General features: G+C 67.5%; 26 protein-coding genes. 13 read left to right on the forward strand and 13 right to left on the reverse strand.

Going from position 1 to position 25,371, the window contains the following annotated elements:
* The first annotated feature begins 99 nt into the window (after positions 1–99).
* Complete coding sequence (locus AWB92_RS02030; RefSeq protein ID WP_142281900.1) at positions 100–594, forward strand: YetF domain-containing protein; 495 nt, start codon at positions 100–102, stop codon at positions 592–594.
* On the opposite strand, the gene AWB92_RS02035 is transcribed toward AWB92_RS02030, so the two are convergent.
* From AWB92_RS02035 to AWB92_RS02045, 3 genes are all read right to left on the reverse strand, one after another.
* Positions 586–1,791 carry an amidohydrolase family protein gene (locus tag AWB92_RS02035; RefSeq protein WP_085183839.1) on the reverse strand — a complete coding sequence of 402 codons (1,206 nt, stop codon included), beginning with the start codon at positions 1,789–1,791 and terminating at the stop codon, positions 586–588. The two genes, AWB92_RS02030 and AWB92_RS02035, sit on opposite strands and share 9 nt — an antisense overlap.
* 81 nt (positions 1,792–1,872) lie before the next feature.
* On the reverse strand, positions 1,873–2,898 hold the full coding sequence (locus AWB92_RS02040; RefSeq protein ID WP_085184065.1) for a hotdog fold thioesterase: 1,026 nt from the start codon (positions 2,896–2,898) through the stop codon (positions 1,873–1,875).
* Between the two features lie 41 nt (positions 2,899–2,939).
* On the reverse strand, positions 2,940–3,338 hold the full coding sequence (locus tag AWB92_RS02045; protein ID WP_085183840.1) for a DUF4189 domain-containing protein: 399 nt from the start codon (positions 3,336–3,338) through the stop codon (positions 2,940–2,942).
* A gap of 148 nt (positions 3,339–3,486) precedes the next feature.
* Between AWB92_RS02045 and AWB92_RS02050 the strand changes: the two genes are divergently transcribed.
* Positions 3,487–3,747, forward strand: a complete 261-nt coding sequence (locus AWB92_RS02050) for a hypothetical protein (protein WP_085183841.1) — start codon at positions 3,487–3,489, stop codon at positions 3,745–3,747.
* 5 nt (positions 3,748–3,752) lie between these two features.
* Here the strand turns inward: AWB92_RS02050 and AWB92_RS02055 are convergent, their stop codons facing one another.
* The 5 genes from AWB92_RS02055 to AWB92_RS02075 are packed head-to-tail and all read right to left on the reverse strand — an operon-like array spanning position 3,753 to position 9,496.
* The gene (locus AWB92_RS02055) at positions 3,753–5,252 is read right to left on the reverse strand and encodes a class I adenylate-forming enzyme family protein (RefSeq protein WP_085183842.1); all 1,500 of its coding nucleotides are present in this window, start codon (positions 5,250–5,252) and stop codon (positions 3,753–3,755) included.
* Positions 5,249–6,184: an acyl-CoA dehydrogenase family protein gene (locus tag AWB92_RS02060; RefSeq protein WP_085183843.1), complete on the reverse strand. Its 936-nt coding sequence runs from the start codon at positions 6,182–6,184 to the stop codon at positions 5,249–5,251. The genes AWB92_RS02055 and AWB92_RS02060 overlap by 4 nt, the downstream gene beginning before the upstream one ends.
* On the reverse strand, positions 6,181–7,338 hold the full coding sequence (locus tag AWB92_RS02065; protein ID WP_173817325.1) for an acyl-CoA dehydrogenase family protein: 1,158 nt from the start codon (positions 7,336–7,338) through the stop codon (positions 6,181–6,183). Before AWB92_RS02065 ends, AWB92_RS02060 begins: the two co-directional genes overlap by 4 nt.
* Positions 7,335–8,441, reverse strand: a complete 1,107-nt coding sequence (locus AWB92_RS02070) for an acyl-CoA dehydrogenase family protein (protein ID WP_085183844.1) — start codon at positions 8,439–8,441, stop codon at positions 7,335–7,337. Before AWB92_RS02070 ends, AWB92_RS02065 begins: the two co-directional genes overlap by 4 nt.
* Complete coding sequence (locus AWB92_RS02075; protein WP_085183845.1) at positions 8,438–9,496, reverse strand: acyl-CoA dehydrogenase family protein; 1,059 nt, start codon at positions 9,494–9,496, stop codon at positions 8,438–8,440. Before AWB92_RS02075 ends, AWB92_RS02070 begins: the two co-directional genes overlap by 4 nt.
* Positions 9,497–9,566: 70 nt before the next feature.
* On the opposite strand from AWB92_RS02075, the gene AWB92_RS02080 reads away from it, so the two are divergent.
* Entirely contained in the window at positions 9,567–10,433 is an 867-nt protein-coding gene (locus AWB92_RS02080) for an LLM class flavin-dependent oxidoreductase (RefSeq protein WP_085183846.1), read from the forward strand.
* On the opposite strand, the gene AWB92_RS02085 is transcribed toward AWB92_RS02080, so the two are convergent.
* Both AWB92_RS02085 and AWB92_RS02090 read right to left on the reverse strand, forming a co-directional pair.
* A complete protein-coding gene (locus tag AWB92_RS02085) occupies positions 10,396–11,115 on the reverse strand; it encodes an SDR family oxidoreductase (RefSeq protein ID WP_085183847.1) in 720 nt (239 codons plus the stop codon). The genes AWB92_RS02080 and AWB92_RS02085 overlap by 38 nt on opposite strands.
* Before the next feature lie 5 nt (positions 11,116–11,120).
* The gene (locus AWB92_RS02090) at positions 11,121–11,954 is read right to left on the reverse strand and encodes an FCD domain-containing protein (protein ID WP_085183848.1); all 834 of its coding nucleotides are present in this window, start codon (positions 11,952–11,954) and stop codon (positions 11,121–11,123) included.
* A gap of 61 nt (positions 11,955–12,015) precedes the next feature.
* On the opposite strand from AWB92_RS02090, the gene AWB92_RS02095 reads away from it, so the two are divergent.
* From AWB92_RS02095 to AWB92_RS02105, 3 genes are read left to right on the forward strand one after another with little or no spacing between them, the layout of a single operon-like run.
* A complete protein-coding gene (locus tag AWB92_RS02095; protein ID WP_142281901.1) occupies positions 12,016–14,406 on the forward strand; it encodes a CoA transferase in 2,391 nt (796 codons plus the stop codon).
* Positions 14,407–14,424: 18 nt separating this feature from the next.
* Positions 14,425–14,616, forward strand: a complete 192-nt coding sequence (locus tag AWB92_RS02100) for a ferredoxin (RefSeq protein ID WP_046185638.1) — start codon at positions 14,425–14,427, stop codon at positions 14,614–14,616.
* A 40-nt stretch (positions 14,617–14,656) separates the two neighbouring features.
* Positions 14,657–15,097: a nuclear transport factor 2 family protein gene (locus tag AWB92_RS02105; protein ID WP_085183849.1), complete on the forward strand. Its 441-nt coding sequence runs from the start codon at positions 14,657–14,659 to the stop codon at positions 15,095–15,097.
* A 1-nt stretch (position 15,098) separates the two neighbouring features.
* Here the strand turns inward: AWB92_RS02105 and AWB92_RS02110 are convergent, their stop codons facing one another.
* Positions 15,099–16,406 (reverse strand): cytochrome P450, encoded by a 1,308-nt coding sequence (locus AWB92_RS02110; protein WP_173817326.1) that lies wholly within the window; start codon positions 16,404–16,406, stop codon positions 15,099–15,101.
* 51 nt (positions 16,407–16,457) lie between these two features.
* On the opposite strand from AWB92_RS02110, the gene AWB92_RS02115 reads away from it, so the two are divergent.
* The 6 genes from AWB92_RS02115 (at position 16,458) to AWB92_RS02140 (ending at position 21,169) form a co-directional block, all read left to right on the forward strand.
* Positions 16,458–17,585: an aromatic ring-hydroxylating dioxygenase subunit alpha gene (locus AWB92_RS02115; protein ID WP_142281902.1), complete on the forward strand. Its 1,128-nt coding sequence runs from the start codon at positions 16,458–16,460 to the stop codon at positions 17,583–17,585.
* Complete coding sequence (locus tag AWB92_RS02120; protein ID WP_085183852.1) at positions 17,585–19,150, forward strand: AMP-binding protein; 1,566 nt, start codon at positions 17,585–17,587, stop codon at positions 19,148–19,150. The genes AWB92_RS02115 and AWB92_RS02120 overlap by 1 nt, the downstream gene beginning before the upstream one ends.
* A gap of 91 nt (positions 19,151–19,241) precedes the next feature.
* Positions 19,242–19,667, forward strand: a complete 426-nt coding sequence (locus tag AWB92_RS02125) for a nuclear transport factor 2 family protein (RefSeq protein ID WP_085183853.1) — start codon at positions 19,242–19,244, stop codon at positions 19,665–19,667.
* Between the two features lie 59 nt (positions 19,668–19,726).
* A complete protein-coding gene (locus AWB92_RS02130; RefSeq protein WP_085183854.1) occupies positions 19,727–20,200 on the forward strand; it encodes a MaoC family dehydratase N-terminal domain-containing protein in 474 nt (157 codons plus the stop codon).
* Positions 20,197–20,646 (forward strand): MaoC family dehydratase, encoded by a 450-nt coding sequence (locus AWB92_RS02135; RefSeq protein WP_085183855.1) that lies wholly within the window; start codon positions 20,197–20,199, stop codon positions 20,644–20,646. The genes AWB92_RS02130 and AWB92_RS02135 overlap by 4 nt, the downstream gene beginning before the upstream one ends.
* The gene (locus AWB92_RS02140; RefSeq protein ID WP_241523340.1) at positions 20,633–21,169 is read left to right on the forward strand and encodes a maleylpyruvate isomerase N-terminal domain-containing protein; all 537 of its coding nucleotides are present in this window, start codon (positions 20,633–20,635) and stop codon (positions 21,167–21,169) included. Before AWB92_RS02135 ends, AWB92_RS02140 begins: the two co-directional genes overlap by 14 nt.
* Here the strand turns inward: AWB92_RS02140 and AWB92_RS02145 are convergent.
* Positions 21,164–22,642, reverse strand: coding sequence for an aldehyde dehydrogenase (locus AWB92_RS02145; protein ID WP_085183856.1), 1,479 nt, complete (start codon positions 22,640–22,642; stop codon positions 21,164–21,166). The two genes, AWB92_RS02140 and AWB92_RS02145, sit on opposite strands and share 6 nt — an antisense overlap.
* 97 nt (positions 22,643–22,739) lie before the next feature.
* Between AWB92_RS02145 and AWB92_RS02150 the strand changes: the two genes are divergently transcribed.
* Positions 22,740–24,086, forward strand: a complete 1,347-nt coding sequence (locus tag AWB92_RS02150; RefSeq protein ID WP_085184069.1) for a lipocalin-like domain-containing protein — start codon at positions 22,740–22,742, stop codon at positions 24,084–24,086.
* A 58-nt stretch (positions 24,087–24,144) separates the two neighbouring features.
* Here AWB92_RS02150 and AWB92_RS02155 read toward each other — a convergent pair whose 3' ends face one another.
* Positions 24,145–25,344 carry an SRPBCC family protein gene (locus tag AWB92_RS02155; protein WP_085183857.1) on the reverse strand — a complete coding sequence of 400 codons (1,200 nt, stop codon included), beginning with the start codon at positions 25,342–25,344 and terminating at the stop codon, positions 24,145–24,147.
* Between the last annotated feature and the right edge of the window lie 27 nt (positions 25,345–25,371).

The following is a 25,371-nucleotide window of genomic DNA, read 5'->3' on the forward strand; positions in this document are numbered from 1 at the left end:
TTGCTAACGGCTATCCCGGCACGTCCGGTGGTTACGCCGGATGTCGAGGGGTACCTCAGGTCACATGAGCGTTCCCCGCCCAACCCGAATCGCGTCGACGTGAGGGATCTGCTGCTGCAGTTCGTCGACGGCTGGCGACCGGCGGCCTTCGCCGCGCTCAAGGCGTTCGCGTTATTCATCACCGCCGCAACGGCTTTCCGACTCATGTTGCGGCGCACCATCGCCGAGTTCACGCCGTTCGACTGGGTGACCGCCGTCGCGGTGGGCGCCATTGTCGGGCGAACCGCGACGGCCGCCGACACTTCGTGGTTAACCGGGGCGGCCGCCCTCGTCGCCTTGATCGCCGCCCACGACCTGGTCGCGCGGCTGCGGTTCGTCCCGTGGGTGCGCCGTCTGGTAGACCCGCCGGTGCGGGTGCTGATCCGCGACGGCGAACTCGATGAGTCGAACCTGAAACGCTGCCGGCTCACGCACTCGGACCTGGACGCGATCCTGCGCCAGCACGGCCACCAAACACCCGCGGGCGTTCGCCTCGCGGTGTTCGAGACCAGGGGCGTCGTCTCGATCATCGACGACGCCGACCGCTCAGGCTGAGACCGGCTTTTTCCCGGGCGCGGACACCTTCATCAGCTTCATCAGGTTGCCGCCCATGATCTTGGCGACGTCCTCCTCGTCGAAGTCGGTCAGCTCGTCGACGAAGGAGATGGGGTCCTTCAGGCCCTCGGGGTGCGGCCAGTCCGATCCGAACAGCACCCGGTCGGTTCCCACCATCTTGACGATCTCGGTGAAGCGGTCCTCCCAGAACGGGGTGATATACACGCAGCGCTTAAACGCCTCGATCGGGTCCTCGCTGAACGACTGCGGCATCTTCTTGTAGACGCCCTTGAGGCCCTTGAAGAGGTCCGGCACCCAATCCGCGCCGTTTTCAATGGAAAGGATCCGCAACTCGGGGTTGCGCGACAGCGCGCCGTGGCACACCAGCGCGCCCATCGCGTCGATGATCGGCCGGTGGCCCATCACCAGGCTGCGGAAGGGGGTCGGCTTGAACGGCAGGAACTCGTCGCCCGGCTCCCACACATTGGCGAACTCGGAGTAACCGCTGTCCGAGGCGTGCATCGACACGGGGATCCCGGCTTTGACGCAGGCCTGCCAGAACGGGTCGAACTCCTCGAGCCCGAACGACCGGCTGCCCTTGTAGCCGGGGACCGGTGCGGGGCGCACCAGCACGGTGCGGGCGCCGCGCTCGAGGACCCACTCGAGTTCTTCGAGCGCGCGCTCGACGATCGGCAGGGTGATCACCGGGGTGGCGAAGATGCGGTCCTGATAGTTGAAGGACCACTGTTCGTACATCCACTGGTTGAGCGCGTGGATCACGTCGTGGGTCATCTCCGGGTCGTCCTTCATGCGCTCCTCGACCAGGCTGGCCAGGGTCGGGAACATCAGGGCGTAGTCGATGCCGAGCTCGTCCATGACCTCCAGCCGCGCGCCCGGCTCGCGGAAGGCGGGGATGGCCTTCATCGGCTCGCCGAGAATCTCGCGATAGCTCTTGCCCTGGGCGCCGTTGCGGAAGTAGTCCTCCTGCGCCCCTGGCCGCGCGACCACCTCGAACGTGGGGTTTGGGATGTATTCGCTGATGTGGCCGCGCACCACGATCTTGGTGCGCCCACGCACCTGCACGTAGTCGATGACGTTCTTGCGCTTGTCCGGGAGGAACTTGGTCAGCGCCTCCTGCGGCTCGTACATGTGGTTGTCGGCGTCGAACACCGGGAAGGAAAGTTCGCGAGACGGCATGGCGATCTCCTTGCGGAAGTCTGTGGTTCTCAGTATCTGGTAATGACGTTACCACTTCTGCCCGGCAAGAAGTACCGGGACCTAAATGTCGGCCTGCAGGCCGGTCGGCGTCGCCCCGTTGATGATCGCGAAATTCACGGTCGCGGTCGCGGCGAGCTCGTCGCCGTCGCCGTAGATGTCGACCTGCATGACCATCGCGCGCCGACCGGACCGCAGCATCCTGGGAACCGCGCGCGCGGCGCCCTGCCGAATCGGGCGCAGGTAGCGGATGAAGAGGTCGGCGGTGGTCATGGTGGTGCCCTGCTGCAGATAATCCAGCCCGAACTGCCCGCCCGCCACGTCCACCAGCGTGGCGATCAAGCCACCCTGAAGGGCGCCGGACGTGTTGACGACATTGGGGCTGACCGGCATCGTCATCGCGAATTCGCCGTTGTGGATGCCCGGCCGCATTCCGATTTGCGCGAACAGCTCACCCAAGGTGGGCGTGGCCGATTCCTCGTCGGTCTCCCGGATGCCCAGCGCGCGGCTGCAGTAGTCGTAGAGCTGGCCGGCATCGATCGGTTTGCCGATCAATTCGGTGCCCAGCCAGTGCAACCGTTGGGCGCCCATGATGGTCTGCATGACGATCGCTGCCGCGGCCCCGATATCGAGTCCCGGGTTGAAGACCCCTTCCGTGATTCCCTGCCCGACGATGTCGCGGATCAACTGATGCAACGGGGACAGCACCCGGGTGTACTCGCGGGGGCGGGTTTCGGCCAGATGCTGGTTGTACAGGCTCAACGCCCTGTTGAGGCTGTCCTGGGTGCTCGTCTCAGGTTGTTGGCTGACGCGGTCGATCACCAGCTTCAGCGCAGCGGTGCTGTCCAGTCCGTTGGTCTCGGCGCGCCAGCCCTGCACCGATTGCGCGATGGTCCGGTCGAACAGCGCCAGGAGCAGTTCGTCCTTGCTGCTGAAGTGCTGGTAGAAGGCGCGAAGCGAGGTCTTGGAGCGCGCGACGACCTCCTGCACGGTGAAGTCGGTGCGCCCTGTTTCGCCCAGGATCGCGACGGCCGTCTTGATAAAGCGGTCACCACGCGTCACTTCGACTTCCTCGGTCGGTTCAGCCATGAGAATGAGGTTACCGCGCATTGCGGGATATGCAGGAACGGTCAGCCATTGCAGTCGCGCAGGTCGACCGTCGACCCCGGTCCGGCCCCGTCCAGCGCTGCCGCATCGGCCGCGTCCTGGGTGAGCGCCTCTCGCCCCGCCAACACCTTCCCGTCCCTGCTCTCCGCGATCGAGAAGCAACCCAATCCGGACGCGAGGACCTCGCAATCGTTCGTCTTTCCCTTGACGTCGCACCACAACACGGCGGCGTCCTCCGCCTCATGCCGGGTCCGGTAGTTGAGCCGGATGGACTCCTCCCCGGTCGAGAGCGACCCCGCGGCCGCGCCCCAGCATCCGGGTCTGCAGTAAAAGTCGACGTCGGCTTTGACCGCCGGCGCCGCCGCCAGCGACCCGGCGGCGACGAGCACGGCGATCACCGCGGGCAGGGCAAGGTTCCTCATGGCCACGACCCCATCTCGCCCCCGCTGAACGACGTTCACAATGTCGCAGGCGCAGCAATGAGCGGGTTGTGAACCGGCTCTGAGCCCCGTGAGAGCGGCGGTTGGCTTACTGGGCAGGTCGCGGCGGTGCGACTAGCATCAAACGGTTATGAGGGCGGTCTTCGTCGCGGTGTGCTCCGTGATCGTCTCGGTGTTTGTCGGCGTTCCGGCGGTGGCGCACGCCGACCCGTGCGTCAACGGCACCGTCCGGCCCGGTGGTTGGGGTGGGGACTCGTTTTTGTGCCAGGACCGCGGGTGGTTGCATGTCGTGCCGAACGGTGTCGGTGGTAATCGCCCCGATCAGCCGCCGCCGCCGGGGTGTGCGCGGTTCGCGGACAAGTACATGTGCCCCGTCGACAGGCCCGGCTAGCAGCCCTAGCCGCCGCGGGACTCGATCATCGCCGAGCGATTGACTTTCGTGGCCGCGGTGCGGGGGATCGCATCGACGAACTCGACGGTCTTGGGCGCCTTATAGTGGGCGAGCCGATTTTTCGCGTACTCGATCACCTCTTCCTCGGTGAGGCGCGCCCCGTCGGCAGGCTGAACCACCGCATGCACGCGGCGCCCCCACTGCGGGTCAGACAGCCCGATGACGACGACGTCGGCGATGCCCGGGTGGCCCGCGAGGGCCGACTCCACCTCCGCCGGAAAGACATTGGCGCCGCCCGTGATGATCATGTCCACCCGGCGATCGACGATGTAGAGGTAGCCGTCCTCGTCGAGATACCCGATGTCGCCGGCAGAGCGGAAGCCGTCGTCGGTCGACGGCAGCGGCGCCGCCCCGCCCAGGTATCGCGATCCCGCGGCCATCGGTGACCGCAGATAGATCTCGCCGTGTTCACCGGGGCCCAGCGGTATCCTTCCGGCGTCGAGTATCCGGATCTCGGTCTCCCGAAAGCCGCGGCCGACACTGCCCGGATGGGCGAGCCACTCGTCGCCGCGCAGCGCGGTGAGTCCGAGGTTCTCGGTCATCCCGTACGCCGTCACGATTTGCTCCGGGCTCAGCAGCTCGAACCAGGTGTGCATAAGCGACGGCGGCATCACCGCGGCACCCTGCAAAACGAAGACGACGCTGGACAGGTCGCGTTGCCGGACGTCCGGCCGGGCCGCGATCCGCGCCAGCATCGTGGGTGTGGCCGTGAAGTTGGTGATCCGGAAGCGTTCGATCACGTCCAAAACGAGTGCCGCGTCGAACTTTTCGAGCACCACCAGGTGGTCACCGGCCAACAGGAAAAAGAACGTGGCGAAGCCGTTGGTGTGATACATCGGCGCGGGCACCATGATCGTCTGCGGCTGGGCCACCGGCGTCCAGTTCGACAGGAACGGCTCGCCGTGCTGCGGCGTCCACAGCGAGGGCGCCAGGCTGAGGATCACCTTCGGCACACCGGTCGAGCCGCTGCTGCAAATGCCGTTGGCGTGAGGGGAAACGACTGGCGGCAGCGGGGTTTCGGACTCGGCGGCCGCCCGGGCCTCCAACTCCCAACGGGTTTTTTCGTCGACGACCACCGCGGGGTCGATGACCTCGCGCACCCGGTCTCGCTCCCACTCGGGCAGGTCCCAGTGCATGGGCACGGGAACCGCGCCGATCTTCCAGCACCCGAGCGCGGCGAGCATCAGGTGCTGTGAATTCGGGATCGCCAGCGCCACAAGGGAGCCGACCCCTGCGCCGCCGGCCGCCAGCGCGCGACCCCACTGGTTGGCGCGGGCGTCGAGCTCACCGAAGGTCAACGTGCTTGCGGTGCCGTCGAGCGCGACGACCGTCACCGCCTCGTCGTCGGGGCGTTCCTCGGCGAGCTGCTGGAGCTTGGCGCCGAACGGGATCCCTTCCTCCAGCGGATTGGAACCCGCCTCGGACGCGATCCGTTCGGTCGTCACGCCGGTACCGGCCCGCTGAACAGGGTCTCCAGGTGGCCGTCCCGGACGTCGGGTATCAGGCGCAGCGCGAGGGCCTCGGCGCTCAGCGGCAACCGGATCAGCGGTTGGGTGTGCCGGTCGAGCACGCTGACGTCGGACTCGTCGCAGAAGCCCAGGGCGCCGAGCAGTTGGTGCGAGGTCCGCAGCACCTGCCGTGCCGTGTCCGCGGCCTTATATCGCAGGACCAGCGCGTCGGCCGAACGAACCTGCACCGGAAGGGATTCCGGCCGGCAGATGGTGTACTTCGCGAGTTCGTGCAGGCCGCGCACCCCGACGGCGGCGTCGGCGACCGCGAACCTGACTGCCTGGAAGTCGGCCAGCGGCTGGCCGAACTGGACCCGCGCGCGCACGTGTTCGGTGACGATGTGCAGCGATTGCTGCAGGGCTCCCAGAATCCGCCATGATCCCAGCACGAGATGAAGGTTAACGTCGCCGGCCGGGACGGTTCCGTCGGGTGCGCTTAAGGTGGCGGGCACCAGAAACGGCCCCAGCTTGGCGTTCGTTCGCACCCCCGGTTGCGGGTGGTACCGCAGGCCGTCCAGGTCGGCGGCGATCCAGTCACCGGGCAGATCGCCGTGGTCGATGCGGGGCGCTTCGGGGTTGACCAGGGTCAGTCGGGCGCCGTCGATCGCCAGTAGCTCCTCCACGACGGGGTAGGGCAGCGCGTTCGCGCCGGCGGCCTGGCAGAGCACCGCGGCGGCAAGCAAGTCGTCGGCCTCCGACCGCACGTCCAGTTCGAACGCGCCGACGTCATTCAGGGCGCTGCGTGCCGCGTCGCGCACGCCGTCGTCGGCCTCGGCGCGCAACGCCGCCGGTGGGCCGCCCACCCGGGCGAGCCGCTTGCTGGCGACGGCGGCGTAGTCGCTGATATCTTGTGGCAGTTCGGTTTTCACCGATGGCCTCCCAGAACGTCGCGTGCCACCAGCATGCGCTGCACCTCGATGGTGCCCGATGCCACGGTGGCGGCCTGTGCGTAGCGCCAATGGTCTTCGATGGCCCCGTGCAGGGGCGCCGACGAGCCGCTGTCAAGCGCGGACGGGCCCAGCACGTCGAACAGCAGCTCGGCGACCAGCTGATCGCACGTGGTGGTGGCGATGCGGGCGGCGCTGGCCGCCGCACCCGCCGACGGGTCGTCTTGCAGCGAGATGGCCCGATACGCCAGCAGCCTGGCCACCCGCAGGTCCACCAGCGCCCGGGCCCAGCGGGCGCGAATCGATTCGGGCAGCGCGTCCCAGCCGTCGCCGAGTTGCTTTTGCAGCCGGTCGAGCAGGGACTCGCACCGCGCGTAGCGAGCGATGCCGACCCGCTCGAACGCCAGCGCCTCCCGCATCACCCGCCAGCCGTCGCCGACCTCGCCGAGGACGTCACCGGGGAATGCCTGCACGTCGTCGAGGAACATCTCGTTGAGGTGATGCGGTCCCAGCATCGATGGGATCGGCCGGACGGTGAACCCGGGCCGGTCCATGGGTATCAGGAACAGGGTGAGCCGCTTGGCTTTTGGCGCGTCGGGATCGGTACAGGCCGCCAGCACGCACCAGGACGCCATCTGGGCGTACGAGGTCCACACCTTCTGGCCGGTGATGCGCCACCCGTCCCCGTCCGGCACCGCGCGGGTGCGCAGCGAGACGAGGTCGGTTCCGGCCTCGGGCTCGGAAAAGCCTTGGCACCAGATCACATCGCCGGACGCGATGGCCGACAGGTGCTTGGCCTTTTGCTCGTCCGTGCCGTAGCGCATGAGTGCCGGGCCGACCCAGTTGATGCCCATGTACTGCGGGCCGCGGGGCTCGTGCTGGGCCCACATCTCCTCGCGCAGCACGGTCTGCTGCCAGACCGAACCCCCGCCGCCGCCATGCTCTTTCGGCCATGCCAACGCCAGCAGCCCCTCGGTGGCCAACAGCTTGCAGAACGTCTCGGTGGTGGCGAGGTCCTGTGGGTTTTCGGTGCAGGCGCCGAGGAAGTCGGCGGGGATGTGGTTGGCGATCAACTCCCGTAAGTGACTTCGGAGTTGTCCGGCGTCCTCGCCGAGGTCGTAATCCATCCGAGTCATCCCTTCGGCAGTCCGAGCAGCCGCTCGGCGATGATGTTGCGCTGCACTTCCGACGTTCCGCCGTAGATGGTGGCGGCCAGCGCGTCCTGGCGTTCGAAGAGCAGATCCGGATCGCTGACCCACTCCTGTCCCTTGGCGACGGCGGCCAGTTCCCAAACGCGTTGCAAGGTAACCGATCCGAGCAGCTTCATGATGTCGGCCTCGGGGCTCGGCCGACCCGCCAGTTCGTTGCCCAGGGCCCGGTATCCGGTGGCGCGCAGCGCCTCGGCGTCGGCCAGTAGTGAGCCGAGCTCGGCGCAGATGTCGTCGGTCGGACGCGCGCCGCGCACCGCGTCGAGCCCGCGCTTGATCTCGACCCAGTTCATGATCCAGATCATCTGGCGCTCGTGGTGCAGCGACGACAATGCGACGTTCCAGCCGCCATTGAGCGGGCCGAGCAGGTTTTCCGCCGGAATCTCGACATCGTCTAGGAAGACCTCGCAGAATGTCTCGTCGGAGATCGAGGCCATGCGGATCGGCTCGATCCGCACCCCGGGCGATTGCAGGTCGAGGATCAGGCAGGAGATGCCGCGGTGCTTCGGCGCCTCGGGGTCGGTGCGGACGTAGAGCGTGCACCAGCGCGACTCGTGGGCCTGGGTGGTCCAGATCTTGTGACCGTTGACCCGGAAGGTGTCCCCGTCACGCTCGGCCCGGGTGCGCAGCCCGGCGAAATCGGACCCCGCTTCCGGCTCGGACATGCCCAAGGCCCACCACTCGTCGCCGCGCAGCAGGGGAACCAGTAGCCGCTCGATCTGGGCGGGCGTGCCGAACTGGCGGATACCAGGGGCGGCGACGTTTGGGCCGGCGATGTTGGGCAGCTTGGGCGCGGATCGCAGCGCGGCCTCGATCCGAACCTCCATCGCGTCGCGCAGGCCTAGCGAGCGGCCGCCGTGCTCGCGGGGCCAGGTCGGTTGTATCCAGCCGGCCTCGAAGGCAGCCCGCTGGTAGTCACGCCGCAGCGGCAAGTCCCAGCGGTATTCGCGGTATTTCTCGTAGTAGTCCTTCGGCAGGAATTCCGTGAGCCACGCGCCGAATTCGTCGACTATGGATTCCACGGCGGTCATCCGCTGCTCCCCGCGAACCGGCGGCCCACCTCGTGGAAGAGCGCGCGGCTGTCGCCCAGCATCGCCGCGCCCTGCCAGGCGTGCCGGACGTAGAGGTGGATGTCGTGCTCCCAGGTCTGCCCGAGGGCGCCGTGCACCTGCACCGCGGTCCGCGCGCAATTGACCGCCGCTTCGCCGGCCGCCGCCTTGGCCAGCGCGGCGGCGGTCCAGGCGTCACCCGGGTCGGGATCGGCGAGCCGGGCCGCGGCGGCGTAGGTGAGGCTGCGCGCCCGCTCCAGGCCGACGTGGTTGTCGGCCAGCGCGTGTTTGATGCCCTGGAACGCACCGATCGGCGTGCCGAACTGCCGCCGCGTCTTCGCGTGCTCGACCGCGCGGTGCAGGGCGGCGCCGGCCACGCCGACCAGATCGGCGGCCGCGGCCACCAGCGGCGTGGTCAGCGCGGATTCGAGGTCCACCGGCGCGGCGGCCAACGGCTGGGCGTCGACCTCGACGTCGGCCACCGGTTGCGCGGGGTCCGTCGACTCGCCCGCCAGCACGGTCACCCCGTCACCACAGCGCGCGACGACGGCCATGACCTCGTTGTCCGCGTGGGCCAGCGTGACGAGCAGCTCGGCGCGCGAGAGGTTGGGGACCGCGACCGCCCGCCCGCGCAGCCGTCCCCCGCGCAACGTCATCGGTGCGCTGGGCAGCCGAGACCCTTTCGAGTGGACCGCCAGGGTGGCGACGGCGCCGCCGGCGATGTCGGCGAGCACCGAGTCGAGGCCGGTGGCCCGCAATGCGCCCGCGGCCAGCCCGACGCTGCTGAGCAAGGGGATCGGCGCGATCGCGGCGCCGCATTCCTCGAGGACAATGGCCAGCTCGACGGGTCCGTAGTCGGTTGCTTCAGAGGCCGCGAGCTCCGTCCAGCCGAGGTCGACCACCGTCTTCCACGGGGCGCGCCAGCGCTCGGGGTCTACCATCGCCTGGCGGGCGGCATCGGGCGGACACTCGGTGCGCAGGATGCCGCGCACGGTGTCGCGCAGCGACAGCTGCTCCGAAGTCAGTCCGACATCCATAAGACCCCTAACATAATAAAAATAGTAAACTAGCGCCGCTGTTGCAATCGGCGCGAGCATAGGTGGGCGCATGGTCGAGTGGTATCTGTTCCTGCCCCAAGTACGGTTATCGGCCGCCGACATCACGGAGCGGACGCTTCATGCCGAGGCCGGCGGGTTCGACGGGGTGGCGTTCATCGATCACCTCGAGGCGCCCGGGCTGCCCGACGAAACCATTTGGGAGGCAATGGGCATCGCCACCTGGGTGGCCGCCAAGACGGAGCGGCTGCGGATCGGCCACCTGGTGCTCTGCGACGCGTTCCGGCATCCGGCCGTGCTCGCCAAACAGGCCGTCACCCTCTCGGACGCGTCGAACGGCAGATTCGAACTCGGTCTCGGCGCGGGCTCCTGGCCCGCCGAATTCACCAGATTCGATGTGGGTGAGCAGGATCCGAAGGCCAGGGTCGCACAGCTCGGGCGCCACATCGAGCTGATCCGACAGTACTGGGGCGACGTGCCGGGGGAGGCCGCGCAGGTCCCGCGCAGGTCCCATCCGATACCGCTGCTGCTGGGCGGCACCGGCCCCCGGATGATGGAACTCGTTCGTAAATACGCGGATTGGTGGAATCTGCCGGCGAACCATCTCGACAAATTGCCCAACCTGGCCCCCGCCGCGGGTACGGCGCGCGTGTCGATGCAGCAGATGGTGGGATTTGTCCGGACAGGCAGCGATCCGGACAAGGTGCGCGAGGTGAGCACCCGGCGATTCGGCAACCTGGGCTCGGGACTGGTCTGTGGCGATGCCGACGAGCTGATCGCGCACTTCGGCGGTCTGGCCGCCCAGGGCGTCGAGCGGTTCTACGTGTGGTTCGCCGATTTCGCCGCGCCGGAATCCCTGCGCGAGTTCGGCGAGTCGGTGATCAAGGGGTTCGCTGGCGCCGGCGGCGGGCTTCCGTAGGCACGACCGGCGGCCGCGCGTACGGACCGCGCTGCACGGCCGACAGCCGGATCTCCGGCAGGTCGACCGACGGGTCGACCGTGTCCAGCCAGGCGACCGCCTCGGCGACGTCGGACACCTGGATCGCGTACATCTCGAAGGGAACGTCCTGCAGCATCTCGGTTTCCACCGGGCCGGGCGTCACGATGTGCACGGCGATCCCGTCACGGTCCACCTCGAGCGCCAGGGCGCGGGCGAAAGCGTTCATGCCGGCTTTCGACGCGGAGTAGGCGGTGCGGGCCATCATCGGCTCATGCGCCGCCGACGACGAGATGAACACGAACCGTGAGCCCGCGCGCATCCGGGGCAGCGCGGCGGCCGTCACCACGAAGCACGAATCTAGGTTGGCGGAGATGATGTCGCGCCACTGATCGAATGTCTGCTTGCGCGCGTACGTTCCGCCGAGGGTGCCGGCCGCGTGCACGACGAGGTCGATGCGCTCCAAACTGCTTATGGCAGAGGCGAACCCGTCCGGATCGGACGCGTCGGCGACGATGTGGCGGGCACCGAGCTCCTCAGCGGCCGCGCGGAGCGGGGCCTCGCGCCGCGCCGAAAGCACCACGTCGTAACCGAGCCCGCTGAGCTTGCGGGCGCATCCCTTCCCGATCCCGCCGCTGCCGCCGGTGACTAGTGCGGTTCGCATCGACGTCAGGGGCGCCGGACGTCCCGCGGGCGCGACCCCGAACGTGAAAGAGCCTGCGGCGACAGCGCGTAGATGCGTTGATCGGGCCGGCCCGACAGCACGTAGGTCTGGGTGTCGGCGAGGTGGCGGCCCGCGATCCGGCGGGCGCGGTCGACGTCACCCTCGGCGATGGTCTCGGTCAGCTTGACGTGCGTGCCGAGCACGGCGCGGCGCTGAGCCAGCGAGGGGTAGGTGCCCCGAGCCGCGCTCTCGTCGGCCCACTGTTGCTCGTGACTGGTCCACAGCGTCTCCAGGCTGCCGACCACCGCGATGATGGTGTGGTTCCCGCAGCCGCGGACCACGAGATCGTGGAATTGGCGGCCGATTTCGGTGAACAGTCGGCCATCCTCGAGATGCTCGGCCATCGAATCGTTGACCTGCTTGAGTTCCGGCACCAACGTGTCCATCCGGTCGGGCCGCTGGGCCGCCAGTGCGGCGCAGGCGGGTTCGAGTTCCCGCAGCGCGAAGCCCAGGTCGGCGACCTGGACGGACTCGCTCTGCAGCAACAGGCCGAGCATGTAGGCCGCGCTGGTCTTCGCGGGCGCGTGCACCACGGCGCCGCCGCGGTTGCCCCGCCGGACCGAGACCAGGCCCTCGGTTTCCAGGATCCGCAGCGCCTCGCGCAGCGAGACCAGGCTGACGTTGAATTGCTCGACGAGCACTTCCTGGCGCGGCAGCAGATCACCGTCGGCGAGCTCACCGTCAATGATCTGACGGCGCAACTCGTCGGCTACGATTTCGGCGATCCGCGGCGCCGACAGTCGGCGACGGGCGTCTTGGCCAATTCCCAGGGCGGTCATCCAATCCTCGCGCGTGCTCGACTGGCTTAGCTATTTTAGCAGTAATGGTATAAATAGCCGCGTGAGGCGCGAGGCCGACAGCCGGCCGACCCCGCTCGACGGATTGCGTGTCGTCGAGATCAGTGACCGGATAGCCGGCGACTATTGCGGCAAGCTGCTCGTCGACGCCGGGGCCCGGGTGCGCAAAATCGAACCGCCGCAAGGGGATTGGCTGCGGCGGTACTCCGCCAGCTGTTCGCCCGTGCCGGACGGCGAGCCATCCCCGTTCTTCAGCTACCTCAATGCCGGCAAGCGCAGCCTGACCGTCGCCGCGGACTCCGAACGCTATCGCGCCGAGCTGGCCGGAGCGGACGTCGTGGTGGTCACCGCGGGCAGGTCACGGGCCGTGGCGCTGGGCGTCGACCCGCAGCGGCTGGTGGCCGATTCGCCGCGGGCGATCGTCGTCACGATCTCCGACTTCGGTTGGAGCGGACCCTACGCCGAGCGCGCCGCGAGCGAATTCACGTTGCAGGCGTGGGCCGGCTCGCCCGGCTTTCGCGGCGACCCCGCCGGGCCTCCCATCGCGATCGGCGGCGACCTGGGGGAGTACATGGGCGGCGTCTACGCCGCGTTCGGCGCGCTGGCCCTGCGTCGCCGAGTCGAGCGTGGCGGCCCCGGCGAGCATCTCGACCTGTCGATGCTCGAGGCGATGACCGCGATGCAGAGCAGCGAATGGTTGCATTCGCAGCTGCTGCGCGTTCCGCCCGTCCGCCGCACGTTGGAAGTGCCTTCGATCGAACCGGCCAAGGACGGCTACGTCGGCATCACCATGGTCACCGGGCAGCAATGGCTGGACTTCTGCGCGATGGTCGAGTGCCCCCAGCTGGAGGAGATCGAACAGCTGCGGTTTCAGATCGGCCGGTGGGCCTACCGCGACCTGATCCGCGAACACATCGGCCCGTGGCTGGCCGAACGGACCGTGGCGGAGATCGTCGAACTCGGTCAGCTGTTCCGGTTGCCGGTCGCGGCGTTGGGCAACGGTTCCACCATCCGCGACATGGAGTACGTGCGGGACCGCGGGGTGTTTGCGCCCAACCCGGCCGGCTTTCACCAGCCGCGCCCGCCGTGGCTGATGGCGGCGTGCGCGCCCGCGCCGCCGGCCGCCACCCCGTCGCCGGGTGAGGCCAACGATGAACCGGCCTGGGAGAGAAGCGAATCCGATCCGGTGCCCACTTCACCGGGTCTGCCGCTGGAGGGCCTGCGCATTGTCGACCTGACGGCGTTCTGGGCCGGGCCGGCCGCGACCCACCTGCTGGCCGCGTTCGGCGCCGACGTCGTCAAGGTGGAGTCCATCCAGCGGCCCGATGGCATTCGCTACTCCGGCGGGATGCGCACCGACGTGGACGACTGGTGGGAGTATGGCTGGGTGTTTCAAGCGATGAACACCAACAAACGTTCCGTCACAGTGGATTTGGGCTCGGATCGCGGACGCGACCTGTTTCTGGATTTGGTAACCGGCGCCGACGTGGTGATCGAGAACTTCTCACCGAGGGTGATGGACCAGTTCGGCCTCACCGCGGACGTGCTGCTGAAGGTCAACCCGAAACTCGTCGTCGCCCGGATGCCGGCGTTCGGCCTGGACGGTCCGTGGCGTGAACGCGTCGGATTCGCCCCGACCATGGAGCAGATCGCCGGCCTGGCCTGGGTGACCGGGTTGCCGGAGGCCCCGCCGGTGACGCCGCGCGGAGCCTGCGATCCGCTGGCCGGCGTGCACGCGGCGTTCGCCGTGCTGGCCGCCCTGAATTTCGCCCAACGCACCGGCACCGGCCAGCTCCTCGAGCTGCCGATGCTGGAGACGGTGCTCAACGCCACCGCGATACAGGCGATCGAAGCCGAGGTGTTCGGGGTGACGCTGGGTCGGCGCGGCAATCGTGGTCACGGGGAGGCGATTCAAAACATCTACCGGTGCGCCGGTGACGACGACTGGATCGCGGTCACGGTGCGCGACGATCCGCAGTGGCAAGCACTGGTCGACGTGATGGATCGTCCCGCCTGGTGCGACGAGGGCCTGGCGACCGCGGCGGGGCGGCGGGAGCGCGCCGACGACATCGATCGCCGGCTGCGGGATTGGTTCGCCGCGCAACCGCTGGAACCGACGGTGGAGCGGTTGGCCGGGGCGGGCGTTCCCGCCGCGCCGGTGGTGTCGCCGTCGTTGGTGACCGAGAACCCCCAACTGCGCGACCGGGGATTCCTGGAGGCTCTGAACCATCCGAGTACCGGGCCGGGCCTGTATCCGTGCCCGCCGTTCGCGAAGCTGGCCGGCCAGGACAAGTGGCTGCTACGCCCGCCACCGCGGCTAGGCGAGCACAATGGAGAGGTACTGCGCGATCTGTGTGGACTGACCGACGACGAGCTGGCAAACCTGGCCAGCGACAAAGTGATCGGGACCCGCCCGGCGGGCCTCAAAAGATAACGGTGAGGAGGTCGCCTGATGCGCGTTACGGTCGACGAGAACCTGTGTGAGGCCAACGGCTTTTGCGAATCGCTCGCCCCGGAGGTGTTCGAACTGGGCGACGAGGACGTGGTGCAGATCGCGGACGGTCCGGTGCCGCCGCGGCTGGAGATCGATGTGCGCGCCGCGGTGGACCAGTGCCCCAAGGCCGCGCTGCGCCTGATCGACTGACGGGCGCCACCATGTCGGCGGCGCACCGTAGAGCGCGGGCATGCCGCCGAGGGACATGTCCAGGTACGCCGCGATGCGCCCCTACTTCGAGGTCGTCGCTGACGCCCTGACGGGGTTGGTCGACGGGACCGACTTCTTCGACATGCACGCCGAGGATGTGGTGGTCGAGTACGTCATCACCGTCCCGGATTACCCGCGCCGCATCGTCGGCCGCGAGGCGCTGGCCGAGCTGTACGCCGACTACGGCGAGTCGATCGTCCAGACCGGCAGCAGCGACGTGTACCGCTATTACGACCCGGAGAAGTCGATGGTGATTCTCGAGTACACGATGCACGGGACGGTGGTGCGCACGGGCGCGCCGTACGTCAACCGATTCATCTCGGTGATCATGGTCAAGCACCGCAAGATCGTGCACTGGCGCGACTACCTGGACCCGTTGGCGGTGTTCGCCGCATTCGGCGACGCGCCGGCACCTTATTGAGCTACCGCCGCTCGGTCAGCGAGATCGCCATCTCGTCATAGATCGACATGTTGGTGAGCAGATTCGGATGGGCCACCTCGGCCGGACCGAGGGCGATGTCGTCGCAGCGCAGCAGCAGTTCGTCGAAGACCGCGCGGAGTTCCGCGCGCGCCAGCATGGCGCCCAGGCAGTGATGCGGTCCGCCGCCTCCGAACGCCACGTGCGGGTTGGGCTGACGCCCGATGTCGAAGGTGAACGGTGAGGGGAAGGCCTCCTCGTCGCGGTTGGCCGAGCGCAGCATGGACACCACCCGCTCGCCCTTCCCGATGTGCTGGCCGTCCATCTCGACGTCGACCTTGGCGGTGCGCGTCCAGTAGGCAACCGGTGACGCCCAACGCAACACCTCCTCGACGGCGCTCGGCCGCAGCTCCTCCCGCGCGCGGTACCGCTCGATCTGCTCGGGGTTCTCGACGAACGCCTGCAGCCCAATCGCCAACGCGTTCTTGGTGGTGTCGCTGCCGGCGAATGTCAGCACGAAGAAAAAGAACTCGAGTTCGTTGGCGGGCAAGCTGAATTCCTCGCCGTCCTCGCCGGTGATCACCGCGGACGCCAGCGTGCTCCAGATGTCATCGGTGGGATGGCGCCGCTTTTTCGCGGTGAGCTCCATCGCGTACCCGAAGATGGTGGCGTAGAGATCGGTGTAGTCCTGAAAGGTCGGCCGGGGCCCGGGCGCATTGGCTTTCAGGATGCTGTCCAGGCAATCGAAGATTCGCGGCCGGTCTTCTTCCGGTATGCCGATGATGTCGCCGATGACCGTCATCGGCAGCGCGTCGGCGACGTCCTCGATCCAATCGCCGCCGCCCTCGGCGAGTAGGCGGTCGATCATCCGCGCGGCGCGCGCCCGGATGCCGTCCTCGAGTCTGGCGATCGCGCGCGGGTTGAACGCGTTGGAGATCAGCTTGCGGCGCTTGTTCAGATCCGGCGGGTCCATGTTGATGATCGTCGGGTACGACGAGAACATCCCGACCGGCTGGATGAGCGGGCCGTCGACCGCGGTGAAGGAATCGGTATCTCGATGCAGGCGCACCGCGTGCCGATGCTTGGTGGCCACCCAGAATTCGCGGTGGACCGTATTGGAAAAGAGCTGAGTGACGCCCGGGGTCATCTCGTGCCGGAACAGCGGACGGGAACATCGCAATTCAGCGAACAGCTCGTCGGGAAAACCATTGCGCCACAAGGCAAGATCGGATAGATCCACCGCCGCAGCCGTCATCTGAACCCCGCTTCTAGCGCCACGCCGGCACCTCACCGACGCCGCGTTGACGTTCAATGCTTAAGATAGTAAAAATAGAGCCTATCGTCGAACCCGCTGGGAGGGGTCGTGACGGATACAATTTCGGACTCGGCATCAGAGTCGGCCGCAGATCCTTCGGAGCGTGAGTTCGGGCAGGCCGGGATCGCGCTGTCTACCTACCGGTTCCCGACGGGCTGGTTCATCGTCGCGTTCGGCTCGGACCTGCCGCCCGGCGAGGTCAAGCGCGCGCACTACTTCGGCGAGGAGTTGGTGCTCTTCCGCACCGAATCCGGCCAGGTGCACGTGATGGACGCGTACTGCCAGCACCTCGGCGCCAACCTCGGCGTCGGCGGCACGGTCGAGGGCGAGAACATCGTCTGTCCCTGGCACGGCTGGCGGTGGCGCGGCGACGGCACCAACGCCCTGATCCCCTACAGCAAGATCGGCTGCAAGAACAACGTCCGCATCCGCACCTACCCGAGCATGGAGTGGTACGGGTTCATCCTCGCGTGGCACGAGCGGCATGGGCGCGCGCCATATTGGCAGCCGCCGGTGCTGCCCGAGCTCGAAACCAATGAGTACTACCCGCTGCACCCGCACACGCAGATGCTCAACCGGGTCAAGGTGCACCCGCAGATGATCATCGAGAACGCCGCCGATCCCTACCACGTGCAGTACGTGCACAAGGCCGCCAATCCCGCCACCACCTCGTCGTTCGAGGTCTCCGGATACCACCTGCACGCCACCGTCAACGCCCATTTCGGCGGCGGCCGCGCCTCGACCTGGCTGACCCCGAACGGGCCGGTCGACGCCAAGATCATTTACGACAACTACTCGTTGGGATTGGGCCTGGTTCGCTTCCCCAGCGAGCTGGTAGCCACCGTGCAGGTGACCGGGCAGACGCCGGTCGACGAGGACTACACCGACTACTTCTACACGCAGGCTTCGATCCGCGAGCCCGGCGACACCGGCGACGTACCCACCGGCCGCGCCGCCAAGTTCCTGGCGCTGCAGCAAGAGGTCATCAAGCAGGACTTCTTCACGTGGGAGAACATGAAATACCTTGAAAAGCCCAACCTGGCACCCGAAGAGGCGCACGACTATGCCGCCCTTCGTCGCTGGGCGCACCGCTTCTACCCGGGCCCGCAGCCCTCGCCGTCCGACTTCGGCTACACGGCCGACGGCGAACCCGACCCGGCGGCCGCGAAAGCCTGATGCCGGGACCGTCGGATTTCGGCGTCGACAGCTTCACCGTGCCCGCCGTTCTGGATCGGCGGGCGGAGCAGCACCCCGACCGGGTGATGATGTCGATCGCCGGCGTGGACGTGACATTCGAGCAGATGCGCCAGCGGTCCCGCGCGGCGGCGCACGTGTTGGCCGGTTTGGGCGTCGGACCCGGCGATTGCGTGGCGCTGTTCACCGCCACCTGCCCGGAATGGGTGTACTTCTGGCTGGGCGCGGCGCGCATCGGCGCAGTCAGTGCCGCGGTGAACGCCGCGAACAAGGGCGATTTTCTGCTGCACACGCTGCGGTTGTCGCGGGCCAGGGTGATTCTCACCGACCCCGAGCGCCGGCCCCGGGTCGACGAGGTTGTCGGGCAGCTGGACACGGTGACCGGCGTTGTGGTGCAGGACGATTCGCTCACCGCCACGTTGCACCTCGACGCCGACGTTCCGGTGACCGAAAGCCCGGTCGGCCCGGCCGACGTGGGGGTGTTGTTTTTCACCTCCGGCACCACCGGGCCGTCGAAAGCGGTTGCCACGACGTGGCATTATCTGTTCTCGGTCGCCGCTACCGCCGCCGCCGCGTGGGAATTCGGCCCGGGGGAGGTGCTGTGGACGGCGATGCCGCTCTTCCACCTCAGCGCGGCGCCCAGCGTGCTGGCACCGATGCTGGTCGGTGGAACGACCGTGTTGGCCAAGGCATTTCATCCCGGCGAGGTCTGGGACGACATCCGCGCCCGCGGGGCCATCGGTTTCGCCGGTGCCGGCGCCATGGTGTCGATGCTGCAAAACCTGCCCGCGGATCCGCGTGACGCGCAGCTCCCGCTGCGGTTCATCTCCGCCGCGCCCATCGACGCGGATGCCTACCACGAGATCGAAAAGCGTTACGGCTGCCGCATCGTCACGATGTACGGCATGACCGAGGCCTTTCCGGTCGCCGTCAAGGGTGTTTCCGACGAAGGCGTGCCCGGAACATCGGGCCGGCCGAATCCGAACTTCGAGGTGCGCATCGTCGATGATCGCGGCGACCCGCTACCGCCCGGCGCGGTCGGCGAGATCGCCTGCCGTCCCAGGCACCCGCACGTCATGAGCGAGGGCTACGTGAGCGAGGGCTCGCGGGTGGAGCCGCACCCGGAGTGGTTTCGCACCGGTGATTTGGGCCGACTCGACGCCGATCGGAACCTGACATACGTGGACCGCATCAAAGACTCGTTGCGCCGGCGCGGCGAAAACATTTCCTCGGTCGAAGTGGAGGCCGTCGTCATGCGCCACCCCGCGGTGGCCGAAGCCGCGGCGGTCGGGGTGCCCAGCGACTTGGGGGAAGACGACATCCTGTTGATCGTGACGCTGCGCCCCGGGGCGGACCTCGATTACGCGGAGTTGCTCGACTTCTGCACCACCCGGATGCCGTACTTCTGCGTCCCGCGATTCGTCGAGGCGGTGGATGAACTGCCCAAGAACGTCATCGGACGAGTGCGTAAAGACGTGTTGCGCGCTCGTGGACTTGGTCCGGGCGCCTGGGATCGTGAGAAAGCGGAGTATATCGTTCGCCGGTAAGTTACGTTAATGTTACGTAATCGTCGGTAAGTTAATTTATTGTTACGTAACTACCCCTTGTTGGGCGTCGTCCAGAGAGGCTGCACAGCACATGACCATGACATATCAGGAACAGCAGATGCTCCAGGCCGCCACGGCCCGCGCTGCCATCCTGGATCTGACCGCCCGGCACAACAGGGCTTACTCCGACGGTGACCGCGACCGCTGGATCGCCACGTTCCGCCACGCCGGCGCCAGCTACACTCGCGATGGCGACCTGTTCACCGATCTGCGCGCGGCCTTCGACGGCGGCGACGGGCAACGCCTGGTCACCCTCGACCACGAGATCCGCATCGACGGCATCAACGCGAGCATGCGTTGCGTCGCGGTGCTGTTCGCCGCGATGTACGGCGATACCACCCTGCGGGCCACCGGAACGTACCGGGACACGCTGATCTACGAGCGCGGCGCCTGGTACTTCACTTCCCGTGCGCTCGAATGGGATTCGGTGCCCAGCCGGCATCCGCTCGTCATGTGAGTGGGGATCACGACCTCAGTTACCAGTTAGCCTTTGGTAGCTACGAAGACGCGCTGCGCATGGTCGGCGCGAAGTGCGAACCCCGCACCGCGGCGACCCCCGTCAGCGGCGCACGCATCCAGCTTTTTGCCGCGATGGTCCACGACGGGAACCGATCGTATTGGGATGCGGAGTTTGCCCGGGAGACGTGGGGCGGGCTGCTCGCCCCGCCGGCCCTCCTGATGGGTTGGTTGATCCCGCCGCCCTGGCAGCCGACGGGCAGGCCGCCTGCGGCCTCGGTGGTGCTGCGGGTGCCGCTGCCCGGCACCACGTTCATCAACGCGGCCAACGACGTTGAGTTCCTGCGGCCCATCGTCGAGGGAGACGTGCTCACCGCCGTCGAGGAGCTGGTGTCCGTGTCACCGGAAAAGCGGACCCGGCTGGGGGTCGGTCATTTCGTCGAGACGCTGGAGACCTATACCCGTCAGGACGGCGCCGTGGTGGCCACGTGCCGAAACACCCTATTCCGGTTCACGCCGGACGGCGCCTCGTGACCGACCTGGACTGGAACACGATCGACGTCCCCGTTGACTTGCCGGAGGTGGTCGATCACATCAGCTATCAGCGAGTGGTCGAGAACGCCGGGGCGACATGGGACTATTTCCCGGGACATTTCGACCCGAGTTATGCCCAAAATCAAGGCAACCCAACGATTTACGTCAACACAATGCACCTCGCGGGGTTCGCCGATCGGGTCGCCACCGATTGGGCGGGCCCGGGCAGCCGTGTGGTGCGCCGCTCGATGCGGCTGGTCGGCTCGGTGTACGCGGGAGACACGATGATCGGGCGCGGGCGGGCTCTGACCAAGCGGCGGGATACCTCGGTGGATCCGCCGCGCTGCCTTGTTGACATCGAGATCCAGGTGACCAATCAGCATGGCGCCCTGTGCTGTCCGGTCGAGCTCACGCTGCAGATGCCCGAACGCCGTGGCGATAGATGACGTAGCCGAACTGCACCTCGCGGCGTGCCGGCGATTCAGCGAGGCGGTCGTCGCGGCGCAGGGCAGGTGGGACCGTCGCTCACCGTGTGATGCCTGGGACGCCCGAGGGGTGCTCGAGCACGTGATCGGCTTTCACGACGTACTTCTCCTGCGGCCCCTCGGGCTGAAACCCGACCGGCCCCGGGACGACCCGCGGGCGCGTTGGCAATTGACCTATGACTCGCTGACCGGGGCGCTCGAATCCGATAGTGCTACGCGGCTGGACGCCTACCGGCTGATGCCGAACCTGACCCGCGATGTCGTGGTGCACACCTGGGACCTCGCCCGCGCTGTGGGCGCCGACGATCAGCTGGATCCCGGCTGGTGCGAAAGGTTTTACGCCGCCTTGCCGCCGGACACCCGAGAGCTGACCGCGTCGGGGATGTTCAAGGCGCCCGTTGCGGTGAACGACGAAACCGACGTGCAGACAAGGCTTCTCGCACGGCTGGGCCGCGACCCCGCGTGGCGACCGCCTGGGCTATAGCGGCGGCAGCTTGCCCTTGCACACCAGCGTCTGAAGTTCGACGTACTCGTGCAGGCCCTCCGGTCCGAACTCGCGTCCGATGCCCGATTGTTTGAAGCCGCCGAACGGGGCGCCGATGTCGAGGGTGTACATGTTGATGCCGTAGGTGCCCGTGCGGACCCCGGCCGCGACCTCCAAGCCATGGGCGATGTCAGCGGTCCACACCGAACCGGCCAGACCGTAGTCGCTCTCGTTGGCGATCCGGATGGCGTCGTCCTCGTCGCGGTAGCGCAGCACGGTCAACACCGGTCCGAAGATCTCCTCCCGGGCGATGCGCATGTCGTTGGTGGCGTCATCGAACAGCGTCGGCCGCACGTACCAGCCGCGCCCCGACGGACTGTCTTGGTCAGTGTTCAAGCCGCCGACCACCACGCGGGCCCCCTCAGTCTTGCCGGAGTGGATGTACTCCTGGACCCGACGTTGTTGCCGTTGCGCGACAAGGGGTCCGATATCGGTCGCCTCATCGGCCGGATCGCCGACGTTGAGCGACGACATCATCTCGGCGAGCGCGTCGACCACCTCGTCGTGACGCCGATCGCTGACCAGGATGCGGGTCTGCGCGACACAGGCCTGGCCGTTGTTCATCAGGCCGGCGGTTTTCAGCCCGGCCACGGTCTTGCCGACGTCGGCGTCGTCGAGAATGATCGCCGCCGACTTGCCGCCCAACTCCAGGCTGTAGCGCTTCAGCTGCTCGCCGCACAGCGCGGCAATCCGGCGCCCGATGGCGCTGGAACCCGTGAACGCGATCTTGTCCACACCGGGATGGCGGACCAGCGCCTCGCCGACCTCGGGTCCGCCCGGCAGCACCGAGACCACCCCGTCGGGCAGGTCCAGTTGTTCGATCATTTCGGCCAACCACAAAGCGTCCAAGGGCGTTTCGGGCGCGGGCTTGATAATCACGGTGCAACCGGCGATCAGCGCCGGGATCAACTTGGGCATGATCAGGAACTGCGGCACATTCCACGGCACGATCGCCCCGACCACCCCGACGGGTGCCCTGCGCAGGTGCACTTCCCCGAGCACGCCCTGGCGGCGCTCCGTCCAGGGAAAGTCGCGCGCGGCGGCCAGGGCGAGATGGATCAGCGAGGCAGCGGCGGCGCCTTGACCCAGCCGGCTGAAGCTGCGCGGAGAACCCATCTCGTCGGTGATCAGGTCGGCCATCTCCTCGATGTGGCCGCCGTAGATCCCGGCGAGCTGCTCGACCTTGGCCATCCGATCGGCATGGGTCATGCGGGGCCAAGGGCCGTGGTCGAAAGCGCTTCGCGCGGCGGTAACGGCGGCGTCGACGTCCTCGGGCCCGGCCACCTGGACGTGGCCGATCGGCTCCTCGGAGTGCGGCGAGATGACGGCGAGCTGTTGTGGGTTGGCGGGCTTGCGCCACTGCCCCCCGATGAAGAGTTCGTTATAGGAACGATGGCCGGGATTGTCGTTCATCGGGGCACTTCCTCGGGGAATGGGACCGCGACCGCAATTTCGCTATTGACGCTAACATAGTGAAAAAAGCAGGATGGCGCCGTGGCAAGGAAGCGACATGGATAGCGACTGGAGCACTTACCCGTTCCGGTTGGTTCCCGGCGATCCCCAGCTGGACTTCCCCGCCGCCGAAGGCGAACACGCCGACCAGGAGTCGGACACCTGGTTCATCGCCGGGCAGCTCGATGCCGCCGAAAGCGGCCGTTCGTTTGCCTTCCTGACCATCTTCAACAAGAACCGGCCGGGTGGAACGATCGTGGCGGATTTCTACACGATGGCGCTGTTCGACCTCGACACCGGTGACTACGGCACCTACACGGACTACGACATGCCGCCGGCGAACATGGAGCCGGGGGCCCAGCGCAAGCTGAGCATGGCGCCGGGTTACCTCGACCTGAGCTACCACAGCGGCGCGGGAACCGCGTCGTGGAGCGCCTGCCGCAACGGCGACGGGGAACTGTTGCCGTTCACGTATCGCGTCAGCCTGGTGGGAAAGGACCACTCCGGCCGGCCGATGCGGCTCGACCTGGCCGTAACACCAACGCGCGCACCGACACCGGTGGGTGCGTCGACCTACAACGGGAAGATCGTGTGCTTCGGCCAAAGCGAGACGTACTCCTACTTCCAGACCGGAATGGCGATGACCGGAACGCTGCGCTGGGGAGACGTCGTCGAACAGGTCTCCGGCAGCGGCGGGCACGTCGACCGGCAGTGGTTCCCGAAGTACGCCGGCGGCGGGGGAAGCGGGGGAGACCCCCGGGCGAGGTCACACGAGTGGCGCACCATCAACTTCGACAATGGCGTGGACCTGAGCATCTGGCGGCAATTCGACCGCACGAACGGCAATGCGCTGCAACCGTTTACCGGTGTCACGACCAGCTACCCCGACCCGGCCACGCCGCCCGACTGCGCGGAGGACGTCGAGATCACGATCCACAGCTACGTCCGGTGGCCGAACGCGGTGCGTCCGCTGGTGCGGCCCGTCGCGTCGGCTCGGTACATGCCGGACCGCCACCGGATCCGCTGCGCCACACTGCAACTCGACATTATCGGGGAGCCGTTAGTGGCGGCTCCGGCGCACGGCCTGCCGATCGAGTACATGGAAGGCCCCTACCGTTACCAGGGGACGCTGTGGGGCAAACCCGTGACCGGGTTTGCCTTCAATGAGCGCTCGCTCGCGCTGTATCGCGATTGGGAGTTGGTCGAGGTGCTGGCGACGACCGTCGCGAACGTCGAACCGACCGCCCCGGAGCTGCAGACGATCGTCGACCGGGTGGTGCCGTTGGTCGCTGCCGGCCGTCGCGGCGAGGCGGTCGAACTGCTGAGTGGCGTGGCTCCGGTCGTAAACGGGGCGCTGGCAACGATTCTCGAAGATCTGATCGCCGTCCTGTCCGAGCAGAACTGAGGGACTCTGCGCCGAGCCTGTAAATTCGCAGGCGTTCACTTGCGCTTTCGCTGCAAATTTACAATCTCGGCGCAAGCGCCTCGCCCCAGGTGATGTGGCGGTGCTGCAGCCCAGGTTCGTTGCGGCCGAACACCAGGTGATCCCGGGCGCCCGACTCGAGGTTGGCCTGCAGGCCCTCGGCCAGTCGGTAGTCCTCGTCGCGGACCGTGGCGTGGGCGTACTCGAAGACGGCTCGAGCGCCGGCGGCCACGGACTCGTCGGACAGGTCCAGCGGTGTCGAGTTCTGGTGCACGGTGATCGACCGACCGGGCCGGTCGCCCGGGTAGATGCGGAAGAGCTCACCGTTGGCGATCGTCACGGACAGCACGATGTTCGGGAACAGCGCGTAGATCACGACCATGTTGTGGAACGGGTCCCATTGCTCTTCGGGAATATCGTCGAGGTCAAGGATCGCGTTGAGCGGGAAGATCAACCGGTGATGTGGGCCGAACGCGTCGAACACTGTGCAGTTGCTGCGAGCGATGGTGGCAAAGGTTTGCCGATGCACGGTGGCGAAATGGTAGTTCTCCGCGAAGGTGTCGGCCGCCAGCTTCCAGTTGATCGGAAAGTCGAGCACCTTCTCGCCCAACGGGGACCACCGGCCGATGCCCCAGGAATCGAGCTCATCGGCCAGCGGCCCCAGATGCGCGGCGACGTCCAAGGTCGCGCCGGGATCCAAAGCGACCCAAAGGAATCCGGCATATTCGGCGGTCGGCAATTCCGTCAAACCATCGGACTTGATCGACGCCGTCTCCGATGGGCGCCGACCCGCTGCGCCCGGCTTCGCCGCGCTTGCGATCGACGCCTCCGGGAACCCCTCACGTCCCGGAAGCGCCACCAAGCGCCCCGTGTTGTCGTACGTCCACGCGTGGTACGGACACGTGAACCGCTTCGCCGTGCCGCACCCCGTCGCGACCTGCGATTGACGGTGCAGGCAGACGTTGTCGAACGCCTTGACCGAACCCGCTGACGTTCGCGTCAGCAGGATTGATCGACCCATCACCGTCTTGGTGCAGTACGCGCCCGGAGCCGGCAGCTCCGAGACATAGCCGACCAACTGCGGGCTGGCCAGCAGCATGGCCCGATCCCGTTCATGCCGCTCGACCGACGTGTAATCCCGTGCGTCCACCCGATGCTGCGACGGCGCCAAGTCGGTCGCCTTGTCACGCGCCAGCTTCAACGCACGCCGCGTCAGGTCGACGAGCTGGTCACGCTCCATATGCCCAGTACAGACCTTGTGACAGTT

Source organism: Mycobacterium sp. IEC1808, assembly GCF_002101935.1.
GTDB lineage: Bacteria > Actinomycetota > Actinomycetes > Mycobacteriales > Mycobacteriaceae > Mycobacterium.